Annotated in this window: 10 protein-coding genes; 2 read left to right on the top strand and 8 right to left on the bottom strand. The window is 32.6% G+C overall.

Annotation, left to right across the window (positions count from 1 at the left end):
* Positions 1–187 precede the first annotated feature (187 nt).
* The 8 genes from phoU to AAGV28_RS12020 form a co-directional block, all read right to left on the bottom strand.
* Positions 188–856 (bottom strand): phosphate signaling complex protein PhoU, encoded by a 669-nt coding sequence (phoU, locus tag AAGV28_RS12055; RefSeq protein WP_373407061.1) that lies wholly within the window; start codon positions 854–856, stop codon positions 188–190.
* A gap of 44 nt (positions 857–900) precedes the next feature.
* Entirely contained in the window at positions 901–1,653 is a 753-nt protein-coding gene (gene pstB, locus AAGV28_RS12050) for a phosphate ABC transporter ATP-binding protein PstB (RefSeq protein WP_373407060.1), read from the bottom strand.
* Between the two features lie 43 nt (positions 1,654–1,696).
* Positions 1,697–2,575: a phosphate ABC transporter permease PstA gene (gene pstA, locus AAGV28_RS12045; protein WP_373407059.1), complete on the bottom strand. Its 879-nt coding sequence runs from the start codon at positions 2,573–2,575 to the stop codon at positions 1,697–1,699.
* 2 nt (positions 2,576–2,577) lie between these two features.
* Positions 2,578–3,828 (bottom strand): phosphate ABC transporter permease subunit PstC, encoded by a 1,251-nt coding sequence (pstC, locus tag AAGV28_RS12040; RefSeq protein WP_373407058.1) that lies wholly within the window; start codon positions 3,826–3,828, stop codon positions 2,578–2,580.
* A gap of 133 nt (positions 3,829–3,961) precedes the next feature.
* Complete coding sequence (locus AAGV28_RS12035) at positions 3,962–4,825, bottom strand: PstS family phosphate ABC transporter substrate-binding protein (RefSeq protein ID WP_373407057.1); 864 nt, start codon at positions 4,823–4,825, stop codon at positions 3,962–3,964.
* Between the two features lie 127 nt (positions 4,826–4,952).
* Positions 4,953–6,281: a porin gene (locus AAGV28_RS12030; protein ID WP_373407056.1), complete on the bottom strand. Its 1,329-nt coding sequence runs from the start codon at positions 6,279–6,281 to the stop codon at positions 4,953–4,955.
* A gap of 337 nt (positions 6,282–6,618) precedes the next feature.
* Positions 6,619–7,701: a sensor histidine kinase gene (locus tag AAGV28_RS12025; RefSeq protein ID WP_373407055.1), complete on the bottom strand. Its 1,083-nt coding sequence runs from the start codon at positions 7,699–7,701 to the stop codon at positions 6,619–6,621.
* Positions 7,702–7,882: 181 nt separating this feature from the next.
* Positions 7,883–8,569 carry a response regulator transcription factor gene (locus tag AAGV28_RS12020; protein WP_373407054.1) on the bottom strand — a complete coding sequence of 229 codons (687 nt, stop codon included), beginning with the start codon at positions 8,567–8,569 and terminating at the stop codon, positions 7,883–7,885.
* A gap of 178 nt (positions 8,570–8,747) precedes the next feature.
* On the opposite strand from AAGV28_RS12020, the gene AAGV28_RS12015 reads away from it, so the two are divergent.
* Together AAGV28_RS12015 and AAGV28_RS12010 are read left to right on the top strand one after the other, a co-directional pair.
* Positions 8,748–11,558 (top strand): TonB-dependent receptor, encoded by a 2,811-nt coding sequence (locus AAGV28_RS12015; RefSeq protein WP_373407053.1) that lies wholly within the window; start codon positions 8,748–8,750, stop codon positions 11,556–11,558.
* A 38-nt stretch (positions 11,559–11,596) separates the two neighbouring features.
* Entirely contained in the window at positions 11,597–12,973 is a 1,377-nt protein-coding gene (locus tag AAGV28_RS12010; protein ID WP_373407052.1) for a hypothetical protein, read from the top strand.
* The last annotated feature ends 27 nt before the right edge of the window (positions 12,974–13,000 follow it).

Here is a 13,000-nt window from a genome sequence, read left to right as displayed (position 1 = left end):
GTTTTTTTTTATTGCATATTTGGGTTAGGGAATTAAAAAAGATGAAATACGGTTCAAAATACATTTTTAAAGCCAATTGAAAAAAGTTTAAACGACTGCATTTTCAAAACTAAAAAGACACAAAAAAACTAGGTTCTTCTTATGAAAAACCTAGTTTTTTTTATCACTTAAAACATCTTACGAATTACTACTGTTTATCATCAAACTTTTCATGTTTGATAATCTTAGCTTTAATCATAAAATGAATATGCTCAGCAATATTAGTACAATGTTCTGAGATTCGCTCTAAATGTTTCAAAACCATTACTAAATTCATTCCTGAAACCACAGCCTTTGAGTTAGATTTCATTTCGTTCATTAAATTATGAATGGTATCGTCAGTTCCTTTTTTGATACTATTATTTAAAACAAAAATCTCTCCAATAGTTGTTTCACTTCTATCTAAAAAACATTGGTTCATTTTTTTTGTAATTTCCTCCACTTGCTTCGCCAATTCTGCAACATTAAATTTAAGAATCAAATCGTGTTTATCTTTAATGTTTTTTGAATTTTTAATCACACTAATGGCTAAATCACCTATTCTTTCAATTTCATTACTAATTTGCATGGAAGCCATTATAAATCGCAAATCAGAAGCTACAGGTTGTTGTAAAGCAAAAATAGTTTGACAAATCTCATCAATTTTCACATCTAATTTATCGATTTTTTCTTCGTTTTTCTTAACCTCTTTTTTCTCAGCCATAGGCTCAGAAAGCAACGCTTTTACCGCTTCAATCAATTGATTTTCGGCAAGAGTACCTATCTTGATAATTACATTTTTAAGTTTATCTAATTCTATTTCGAAGTGTGATGCCATTTTTTAAATTTTAAAGTTTTTCGATTATAAATTGGGAACAAATATTAACCAAATCTTCCAGTTATATAATCCTCAGTTTGCTGAATTGCTGGTTTTGTAAAAATTGTTTTTGTCTTATCACATTCAATTAATTTTCCCATATAGAAAAAAGCAGTATTGTCGCTTACACGAGCTGCTTGTTGCATATTATGCGTTACAATAACAATGGTGTATTGATTTTTTAATTCGTGTATTAATTCTTCTATTTTTGAAGTCGAAATAGGATCTAATGCCGAAGTAGGTTCGTCCATTAATATAATTGATGGTTGAATAGCTAAGGCACGAGCAATACACAAACGCTGTTGTTGTCCACCAGAAAGTTCAAATGCCGATTTTTTTAATTTGTCTTTTACCTCATCCCACAGCGCCACTTGCTCAATTGAGGTAATTACTCTTTCTTCAATAACATTTTTATCCTCAATTCCATTTACTCTTAAACCGTAAGCCACATTTTCATAGATTGTTTTAGGAAAAGGATTTGGTTTTTGAAACACCATCCCTACATTCTTCCTCAAGTCGTCTACATTCGTATTTCTAAGATAAATATCCTTTTGGTCGATTAAAATACTTCCTTCCATTCGGGTATTATCAATCAAATCATTCATTCGATTCAGCAAACGCAAATAAGTAGACTTTCCGCATCCTGAAGGACCAATAAGCGCTGTAACGGTGTTTTCCTTCATAGACAAAGAAATATCATGTAAGGCTTGAGTTTCTCCGTAAAAAAAGTTTACGTTTCTGGATTCTATTTTGTGCATGTTTAACAATTTATTTTTATTTAAGGAACCAACTGTGTTGGTATTAATTCATTTTTACTTTTTTCCCGTAATATTTGCGAAGAGCATTCGCTAATAAATTAGAAATTAATACAATAATAATCAAAATAAGTGCTGTTCCATAAGCCATCGCTCTCGATTTTTCTATGTTTGTCCCGCTGGTTGCAATTACATATAAATGATACGGCAAAGCCATTGCCTGATCAAAAATGGAGGAAGGTAATTTAGGCAAAAAATAAGCAGCTACAGTAAATAAAATAGGTGCCGTTTCTCCAGAAACCCTTCCTATCGAAAGAATCAAACCGGTAATAATATTTGGAAATGCAATAGGCAAAACTACTTTGCTTGTGGTTTGCCATTTCGATGCTCCTAAACCTAAACTCGCTTGTCTAAAAGTCGAATCTACTGCTTTTAAAGATTCTTCGGTAGTTCTAATAACCACAGGAAGCACTAGCAAACCTAATGTTAATCCACCTGCTAAAATCGAATCGCCAAAACCCAGTTTATTTACAAACAAAGACATTCCAAATAATCCAAAAACAATCGAAGGAACTCCCGCAAGATTATTGGTCATTTGTTTAATAATCTTTTTTGCCCAACCGTCTTTTACATATTCATTCATGTAAATAGCGGCTAAAACACCCACTGGAAATGCAAAAATCATACTGGCAAATACCAAACAAAGCGTACCGACAATGGCTGGGAAAATTCCGCCTTCGGTCATTCCGTTAGTTGGCATCGCACTAATAAATTCCCAACTTATTACACTAATTCCTTTTACAACTATAAAAGCTAATATTACAAATAAAAGAGCTACTATAGCATAACTTATTGCCGTAAAGATTCCAAAAGCTATTTGCTGATTGATTTTCTTTCTTCGTGCTAATTTTTTTTCTGATTTCATTGTTAATGTTTTTTGTGTGATTGTTTGTTAGTAACTAATTCGACTAACATATTAATCCCAAATGTGATCAAGAATAAAATACAACCTAAAGCAAATAAAGCTTCGTAATGCAAACCTCCATTTGGTGCTTCACCCAGTTCTGCGGCAATGGTTGCAGGAATGGTTCGTACAGGTGCTAAAAGTGTATGCGGAATTACAGCAGCATTTCCAGTAACCATTAATACCGCCATGGTTTCTCCAATAGCTCTACCAATTCCTAAAATTGCTCCCGCAGTAATTCCAGAAGCCGAATAAGGCATTACAACCTTATAAATAGTTTGCCACTTGGATGCTCCTAAAGCCAAACTGGCTTCTTTCATTGCGCGTGGTGTATTGCGCATCGCATCTTCTGAAATGGTAATAATAGTAGGCAAAGCCATGATGGCTAAAACCACACTTCCTGCCAATGCTGTTTCGCCCACAGGCAAATTAAAAGTACTTTGTATTAAAGGAACAATAACTACTAATCCAAAAAAGCCATAGACTACTGATGGTATTCCTGCTAATAATTCGATTAAAGGTTTTAATAAACTGCGGGTTCTTTTTTTAGCAATTTCGCTAAGGTAAATTGCAGCTGCTAATCCAATAGGCAAAGCCAATAAAATAGCGCCAAAGCTTACCCACAAAGTTCCATAGATTAAAGGCTTCACTCCCATTTGAGCGATGGGTTGTGCGGTAGGAAACCATTCTTCGCCAGACAAAAATTCCCAAACCTTAATTTTATCAATATCTAACTCTTTACCAACAAATTGATCCGACTTGTATTTATCTGAAAAAAAGGCAATTACCCCAGGTTCTTTCTTGATTAATTCGTTGATTCTATCTGGAAAATATTCAAAATTAGGCCCTAATTGTTCTTCGCTAAAATACTTTGTAATATCACTGGTTCTAAACAATACAATAGGCCTATTCTCTCCTCCTACTTGATTCCAATTAGTGATTTTTTTATCAAAAATATCTTTAATTTGGGAAGGTTGTAGCGTCTTTACATTGTTAGTCGTATTTACTGCTAACAAATAACCGTCATCAATGGGTTTTCTGCTAAAAACTCCAGCTCCTTCAATAAATAGAAAAAAGACAATCAAAAGTACCGTAATACTTGTAGCTGCACCACTTAGCATCAAGATGGTCTCTATGATTTTCTCTTTTAGCTGTTTCAAATTTGTTTTCAAATCAGTATCTTTTAATTTTCGCAAAACTACATCAGTCCTCATGATTGAATGTTCTGTAGTTATTATGATTGGGTTAACTTAATGTTAAGGTAATGTTTGTAATTAAAAAATGATACAAAAAAAGGCTATCAAAAACGATAACCTTTTTCATGTATCAATATTTACACTGAAGGCATTACTTCAAAGGAACATAACCAATTTCAGAAACTGTTTTTTGGCCTGCATCAGAAAGCGCATAATCAATTACAGACTTCACTTTTGCAGCATTGGTTTTATCAAACATAAAATACAATGGTCTTGAAATTGGATACGTTTTATCTTTCGCACTTGCTACAGAAGGCTCTATAAAAGTTTTTCCTTGATCATAAGAAACAGCTAATTGTTTTACTTCTTTAGTTTCATAAGCTAAACCAATATAACCAATTGCACCTTTAGTTTGACCTACAGCCTGAACAATCGCTCCTGTAGCAGGCAAACTCAATACATCAGTTGCATAGTTTTTCTCGCCCATTACTTCTTCTTTAAAAAACTCATACGTTCCAGAAGAAGATTCTCTTGAATACGCTACAATTTTCTCATCAGCTCCACCTACTTCTTTCCAGTTTTTAATTTCTCCTGTAAAAATTTTTTCTAATTGCTCACGAGTTAATTTAGAAACACCATTAGCAGGATTAACAATTACTGTTAAAGCATCAAAAGCAATTGCAACCTGTTCGATTTCTTTTTTAGCTTCAGAAAATTTTAATTTTTCTTCTGTCTTTAAATCTCTTGAAGCCATTGCAATATCAGTAGTTCCATCAATTAAAGCAGTAACTCCTACTCCTGATCCTCCACCTACAACTGTAATACTGATAGTTGCATCTGATTTCATCAAATCTTCGGCTTCTTTTTGTGCTAATGGCAAAACAGTATCACTCCCTTTTATAGTTACCGAAACAGCTGCTGCTTTATCTTCAGAACCTTTTTCTTCTGTTTTAGCCTTACCACAACTCAACATACCTATTAAAGGTAAAATCAAAAATAATTTAACTTTATTCATTTTTATGTTTTAATTTAATTTATACAAATGTATTTCTCTAGTATTACCTCAACGTTAATCCTGCATTATCTAATGTTTATTTATAATTAAAAACCATTATATAATTATTTGATTTACAGCTACTTTATTAAAAATTAAACTGCGCTTGCAAACGCAATAAATTCCCTCTTTGCCTGTTGTCTGGTCGCGCACTGTCTTCAAAAGTTCGGTCAGCAACTACCCACTCAGCAACTAATTCAAATGCTTTAAAAGGCTCCCATTCGATACCAAATTCGTAATCTCTTACAATATAACTTCTGGCATCTTTTTCGAATTTTTTACCACCATCATAATATTGAAATTTTGCAAAAGGATAAATCAATTGATGTTTAGGTAAATCTAATTTATAGTTCAATGTTACATATCCTCCTTCTAAATGAGAGACATCAACTGTATTAGTTGTTTTGTTGTAACGAGGCCCTTTACCAATGTTGTATTCGGCTTGAATACCAAATGGTTTTGGATACATAATAAAAGAAGCAGCCACACGTTGATCTAAGGTATTTAGTTTGTTTGCAGTAGTTACTCCTGTTGAAAGTTCACTAGTAAACGCCCATTTTCCAGTGTAAGCCTGAATACCTGGCTCGATAATTTGGTTTCCTACTACAAAAGGATAACTAATACGAGTTACAACATGCAGGTTTCTATTCGCTTCTGATTTATTAGCCGTTTGACCGTTGTAAGCTCCAAAAGCAAACACACCGTAATCTCCAGAACCCTTGTACCCTTCTTTAATTAACATGGCAAAACGTTCTCTAACTACAGCTGGCGCCCAATAGAAAAAAGCCCCTAAATCACGTTCGTTAGCTACAGCACTATTCAAAGCATCATTTCGATCTAATGCCAATCTATTTTGACTGGATTGCATGTTTTCAAAACCAAAAGGCACTTTACTCTGTCCAATACGCACTCTAAATTCTCTTTTTTTATCGAAAGACAAGTCAAAATAAGCATCACGCAACTGCACAAAATGATTGGCCCCAGAAACTGGAGAACTAGCAAAATCAGGTTGTATGTAAATGTAAACATTTGGATGTACTTGTCCAGAAAAAACCATTCGTGCACGTCTTAGAAAAAAACCGTTATTTGATTTTGCATCTGGAGCTGTTGAAGTTGTACCCCATGATTTGTCACACTGGTCACAAGCCACTTGGTCATTAGATGACAACAATCCATTGTATCTAATTTGAGCATATCCTCTAAGACCAATGTTATCATACCAACGTTCCTTTTTGTCTGCTTTTTCAGGTTTATCAGTAAGAACTAGCTTTTGTGGTTCACTTTGTTTTTGTTTATTAACCGAATTAATAGAATCTAAAATACGAACTACTTCCTTTTTAATTTCGTCTTTCTTAACATCTTGAGCATTCATCAAATACGAAACAAGCAGTAAACCTGTAAATAAAAATTTTCTCATTTTAACTAAAAATCAATATTATATTATTTTTGCGCAAAATTAATGTTAAACTTCTTTTCGAAAATTAAGCCTGTGTTATCATAAAGACACCATAACGTAAACTTTTGTTCACATTAGTTCCTAATATTGTCAAAAAACGAATATCCAAAAACCTAAAACTGAACAAAAATAAGACCTTAGAAGCTTTTTTCTGTTAACATTAACTTAACATTAGAGGGGTGGAATTTTTGATTTTATCTATAGCGAACCGCTTTTTTAAATTCTAGGCATAAAAAAAAGGCAGAATTGAACTAACAATTCTGCCTTTTAGCATTGTATTTATTAATGAATTTATTTTTTATTCCTCGGTAATAATTTCTTTTTTCTTCTTTGCTCTTTCAATAGTAAATGAAAATTCTGAACCAATACCGTATTCACTTTCAACATATATTTTTTCTTTGTGCGCTTCGATAATATGTTTTACAATGGCTAATCCTAATCCAGAACCACCTTCAGACCGAGAACCACTTTTATTCACACGATAAAAACGTTCAAAAAGCCTTGGTATGTTTTGTTTTTCAATTCCTTCGCCATCATCGCTTATTCGAACCAATACTTTTTCCTTTGTTAAGCCTACAACAGCCACTTCAGTTGTTCCCTCTCTCTTACCATATTTAATCGAATTGACTATGAGATTTTCTATTACTTGCTGAATTCTATCTTTATCAGCTTTCACAAAATTAGGGCGAATGTATTCGTTTTCAAATGCTAGTGTAATTTTTTTCTTATCGGCTTTCATTTCTAATAATTCGAAAATATTCCGAATCAATTCGACAATATCAAATTCTGTGATTTCTAAATTCAAATCCCCCGACTCTAACTTGGTAATCATATCCAAATCTTCTACAATATATATCAAACGTTCTACACCTTTATCAGCACGTTTTAAATATTTTTTTCGAATATTCTTATCTTCCATTGCCCCATCAAGCAACGTAGATATATAACCTTGAACGGTAAAAAGCGGGGTTTTTAATTCATGCGAAATATTACCTAGAAACTCTCTTCGATATTCTTCACGAACTTGCAGCATTTCGATTTCCAATTTCTTATCAGTAGCAAACTTTTTAACTTCTCGAGTCAAGGTTTCCATATCGGTTGTGATGGGCTGATTGATAAGTGTACTGGATTCTAACAAAGAAACATCATCGTAGATTTTTTTTACTCTTCTGTAAATAAAACGTTCCACGCGATATTGCAACACTAAAAAGGAAAAAAGATAAATGATAAAAAGAAAAGTGATACCAAAAAACAAGAGGTCTTTGGTATTCGTTTTAAAAATAATCATCGCCAAAAAAACAACAAAAGCTGTAGAAAAAACACTGATGTAAAAGGCCGATTTTATGGCAAACTTGTATGTTTTTTTAAAACTAATTTTCATTTATTAATTATTCTCGTTCTATTGGTATATATATTGAAGACAAAAGTTTTAAACCATTTAGGCATTTAAGAAAATTAAACTTTGCATTGCTTAAGTTTCTTAATTTGCTTAATGGTTAAAAAAATGCAACAACATTTCTAGTAAAACCATTATTCTTTATAACTAAAGTAAGGTATAATAACTATACTTCAAACTTATAACCTACTCCTTTTATGGTCTTAAAAAGCTCATCACCTATTTTTTCACGAAGTTTTCTAATGTGTACATCAATGGTTCTTCCACCTACAACTACTTCATTCCCCCAAACTTTATCTAAAATCTCGTCTCTTTTAAATACTTTTCCAGGTTTTGAAGCCAAAAGGTAAAACAATTCAAATTCTTTACGAGGCAAAGCAATCTCGATATTATCTTTAATAATCTTGTATTCTTCGCGATTGATTTCGATTCCGCCTACATTTAGTGTTTCACTATCTTGCTCGTTGGCTTCTTTTAATCTTCGCAACAAAGCTTTTACCTTACTTACTAATAACTTTGGCTTAATTGGTTTTGTAATATAATCATCCGCTCCAGCGTCAAAACCGGCTACTTGAGAATAGTCTTCGCTTCGTGCGGTCAGGAAAGTTATAATTACGTTGCTTAATTCAGGGATGTTTCGAATGTTTTCGCAAGCTTCCATACCATCCATTTCTGGCATCATCACATCCATGATAATTAAGTCGGGTAATTCTTTTTTGGCTTTAGCTATTGCTTCTCTACCATTAGAAGCTGTAACAATTTGATAGCCTTCTTGAGTTAGGTTATAACCAACAATTTCTAAAATATCTGGTTCATCATCTACCAGTAAAATTTTTGTGCTTTTCTTTTTCATAATCTAGCAAATTTTATTTTGCGTTGTAAATGTAATAATAAAAAAACAGCATAAAAGTGGTGTTAACCGTAATTTAATATTGGAACGGTTTTGAGAACAAAAACAAAACATAACCATAACAGACGGGTAACTTTTGTTCTGGATTTCGGCTGTTACTTTGCAGAAAAAATTAAACCAAATGAAATTCAAATTATTGTTTTTAACTTTATTTATAACAGCAATGTCTTTTGCACAAAACAAAGGAACCATCACTGGAATCTTAACAGATAAAAATACTAACTCACAATCACTTCCTTTTGCTAATGTTCTTATCAAAGATACAAAGGAAAGCACAAATACAGATATCGATGGAAAATATTCTTTATCTGTAACTCCTGGAAAACACATAATACAATTTAGTTTTGTAGGTTATGAAGCTGTAGAAATCCCTGTAACTGTAGTTGCTAATAAAACAATAACTATAAACCAAGAATTGGGTTCTGGCGGGTATACATTAGATGATGTTGTAATTACAACAACTAGAAGAAAAAATACTGAAGTAGCTGCCATAAGCGAAATCAAAGCATCTAAATTAATTTTAAATGCAATATCAGCTGAACAAATATCCAAAGGTACTGATGGAAATGCTGCTCAAGCTATGCAAAGAGTACCGGGTGTTACAATAGTTGATGGCAAATTTATTATGATCAGAGGTTTGAGTGAAAGATACAATAATGTACTTATCAATAACTCTTTAGCTCCAAGTACGGAAGTTGACAGAAGAACTTTCTCTTTTGATTTATTACCTACAAATACATTAGAAAAAATGACTATTAGCAAAACTGGAGCTGCATTTTTGCCTGGTGATTTTGCTGGTGGAATTATCAATGTAACTACTTCTGAAAATTTCACAGATTTTACTCAAGTATCATTTAATGTGGGTTACAGAGCCAATACAACTTTTGGAGATTATTGGCAAACGGATGGATCAAAAACAGATTTTTTAGGGTATGATAATGGTTTTAGACAATTACCATCTGGCTTTCCTACAAATTCAAATGTGTTGAATGATAATGATCAGAGTGTTGTTTTTGCAAATCAATTGGAAAATAATTTTAACCCTGGAAAAAGTAATGCCTTTTTAGACACTGGATTCGGATTTACTATTGGTAGAAATATAAATTTGAAGAACGATAAAAAACTAAGCACAATTAATATTTTATCCTATACAAACAAATTCGAAAATTATAATAAAAAAGTAAACACTTTTATAAATAATTTTTCAGGCGGAAACAATGTTCCTCAACAGCAAAGAGTTTTTAATGACAATTTTAATTCTAATGAAACTAAACTTACGTTAATGTCCAATTGGTCTTTAAAATTAAATCCTAATAACAAAATTCATTTTAAAAATTTGTTTAGCCAAATTGGCGAAAATTTAACTACTCTTCGTGAAGGATTTGATTTTGATCAAAGACCAGGTCAATTATTAAAAAACTATGAGTTTGGATATACAGGCAGAAGAATCTTTTCTTCTCAGTTTAATGGTGATCATATCCTTTCAGAAAATAAAAATTTACACTGGGTAATAGGTGGAAACATCATCAGAGATATGATGCCAGACTTAAGAAGGTTTAGAACTTTTAGAGAAATTGACGAACCTAATGCTCCGTTTTTAATGATTGACCCCCCAAGTTCAAACCCTTTTGACACTGGAAGATTTTTCTCTGACCTAAAAGAAAATACAATTAATGGAGGTTTAGATTATACTTATAAAATCAACAATCCAGATGGAGATGAAGATTCAGAAAAAATTATAATTAAAACAGGTTTATTTGCAGATTACAAAAACAGAGACTTTGGAGCTAGATACTTTTCTTATGTAATTCCTGGAAATGTTTCGTTTGAAAGAAAAGAAGAGTTAATTAGTTTACCATTAACACACGTATTTGCACCAGAAAACGTAACAGCAAGTAATGGTTGGGTATTAAGAGAAGGTTCAAACTTAAGTGATTCATACACTGCAAACAACTTCCTTACTGCTGGTTATATTTACGGAGAATATCCAATTAAAAAATTCCTTCTTACTGGTGGTGTAAGAGTTGAAAACAATTTTCTACAAGTAAATGGTTTTTCAGGTGTTACTAAATTAGTCATCGAACAACCAATAACTTCCGTGTTACCTTCTTTTAATTTGAGCTACAATGCAAATGAACAAAACATAGTACGTTTAGCATATAGTAGAACCGTTAATAGACCCGAATTTAGAGAAATAGCACCATTTTTATTTTACAACTTTCAAGAGGATACAGAAGTAGAAGGAAATAGCGATTTAACTACTGCTACAATTGATAATTTAGATGCTAGATACGAATTATACCCTTCAAAAGGTGAGACGTTAAGTTTTGGAGTATTTTATAAAAATTTCAAAAATCCTATCGAATACACTTTGCCAGTAGTTAGCCAGCAAAGAAGGATGAAGTATAGCAATTCTGAATCTGCTAGTTTATATGGAGCAGAAGTAGAATTGAGAAAATCTTTCAAAGAAATGTTCAAAGTTGGATTTTTATCTGACTTATCTGTAAACCTTAATGCCTCTTACATTGTTTCTGAAGTTAATTTAGGAGCGGTAGCAAGTGCACAACAGCAAAAAAGAGCATTACAAGGGCAATCTCCATACGTAGTTAATTTTGCTTTAGGCTACGACAACAAGGATAACGGATGGAATGCAAACCTTATTTACAATCGATTTGGCGACAGAATATTTGCTGTTGGAGGTGATATTTGGCCAACAATTTATGAGTTAGCAAGAAATCAGGTAGATCTATCGGTATCAAAAACGTTTGAAAAAGTTAGCTATAAATTAGGAATCTCTAATCTTTTAGATGATAAATATAGATTTTTTCAAGATTCTAACATAGATAACAAAATAACTAAGTCGGAAGATGACGCAATATTTACACATAAAATTGGAGCCTTATTCAATTTTAATGTCACTTACAAATTTTAACATATTAATCATAAACATAACTATTTAAACATTGAACTATGAAAATTTCTAAATTATTTTTAGCAAGCTTGATGCTTACGGCATTAACATTTGTTAGTTGCTCTAACGATGATGGTAATTCCAACGATGATAACAACGATGGTACAGTAGTTATCTTAGAAGGAAACCTTGAAACAAGAACACTTACAAAAGACAAACAGTATTTAATTAAAGGACAAACTTTTGTAAGAACTGGAAAAGTACTTACAATTGAACCTGGAACAATTATTAAAGGAGATAAAGCAACTAAAGGAACATTAGTTATTGATAAAGGGGGTATGATTGAAGCAAACGGTACAGCTACTGAACCTATCATAATGACCTCAAACTTACCAGCTGGTTCAAGAGACAGAGGCGACTGGGGAGGATTAATCATTCTTGGAAACGCTCCTGTTAATCAGACTGATCCATCTATCGAAGGAATTACTCCATCTGTAGTATTTGGTGGAACTGTTTCAAATGATGACTCAGGAACATTAAGATATCTAAGAGTTGAATATGCTGGTATTGAATTAACTCCTAACAACGAAACTAACTCTATTACCTTAGGTGGTGTTGGTAGCGAAACAGTAATGGAATACTGTCAAGTTACTTACGGTGGAGATGATGGATTTGAATGGTTTGGTGGAACAGTAAACGGAAAATATTTAATTTCATTTGCTTCATGGGATGATAGTTTTGATGTTGATTTTGGGTATGTTGGAAAAAACCAATTTGGTTTAGAAGTTAGATACCCATCTTATGCAGATCAATCAGGTTCCAACTCTTTTGAGTGTGATAATGGACCAAATGATAACGTAACTACTTTATTAACTCAAGGTGTATTTACAAACTTTACTTGTATTGGACCAAAAGCTACAAACGCACAAAGCATTAATGCAAATTACCAACATTCTTTAGATTTAAGAAGAAGAACGGCTGTAACCATTGCTAACTCTGTTTTCATTGGTTACCCAAGAGGTTTAAGAATGAACCAACAATCAGTTTACGATAACTATGCGGCTGGAACAGGTAAATTATTGAACAACATTATGGTTGCTCCTACTACTACTTTCTCAGTTGGTACAGGTATGACTGCTGATGCTGCTGCAGTTCAAACTTGGTTTAATTTGACAAACACTACAATTACCGCAGCTATTGAAGATCAATTTGCAATATTAGGTTTAAATTCAAATTTAGCTTTTGGTACTAATGTGACTTCATCTTATCCTGCTAATCCAAACTTTGCAGTTACAACAGGTACACTTGCTTCTGGTGCTTCTTTCTCAGATACTAAATTATCTGGTTTACAAACTGTAGCTTACAGAGGTGCTTTTGGTTCAACAGACTGGACAGACGGTTGGGCAGAATTTGTTCCTAACAGTAAAGCTTACTAAGAATATTTAAATTATAATTATAGAAAA

This window comes from Flavobacterium zubiriense, from assembly GCF_041729725.1.
GTDB lineage: Bacteria > Bacteroidota > Bacteroidia > Flavobacteriales > Flavobacteriaceae > Flavobacterium > Flavobacterium zubiriense.
Note: the sequence above shows the minus strand (reverse complement) of the source record. Positions and strands in the feature narration are given on the sequence as shown.

Coding starts and splice junctions, on each gene's coding strand:
- phoU (WP_373407061.1), bottom strand. CDS start 856: ATGGCATCACACTTCGAAATAGAATTAGATAAACTTAAAAATGTAATT.
- AAGV28_RS12025 (WP_373407055.1), bottom strand. CDS start 7,701: ATGAAAATTAGTTTTAAAAAAACATACAAGTTTGCCATAAAATCGGCC.
- AAGV28_RS12020 (WP_373407054.1), bottom strand. CDS start 8,569: ATGAAAAAGAAAAGCACAAAAATTTTACTGGTAGATGATGAACCAGAT.
- AAGV28_RS12030 (WP_373407056.1), bottom strand. CDS start 6,281: ATGAGAAAATTTTTATTTACAGGTTTACTGCTTGTTTCGTATTTGATG.
- pstC (WP_373407058.1), bottom strand. CDS start 3,828: ATGAGGACTGATGTAGTTTTGCGAAAATTAAAAGATACTGATTTGAAA.
- AAGV28_RS12015 (WP_373407053.1), top strand. CDS start 8,748: ATGAAATTCAAATTATTGTTTTTAACTTTATTTATAACAGCAATGTCT.
- pstA (WP_373407059.1), bottom strand. CDS start 2,575: ATGAAATCAGAAAAAAAATTAGCACGAAGAAAGAAAATCAATCAGCAA.
- AAGV28_RS12035 (WP_373407057.1), bottom strand. CDS start 4,825: ATGAATAAAGTTAAATTATTTTTGATTTTACCTTTAATAGGTATGTTG.
- AAGV28_RS12010 (WP_373407052.1), top strand. CDS start 11,597: ATGAAAATTTCTAAATTATTTTTAGCAAGCTTGATGCTTACGGCATTA.
- pstB (WP_373407060.1), bottom strand. CDS start 1,653: ATGCACAAAATAGAATCCAGAAACGTAAACTTTTTTTACGGAGAAACT.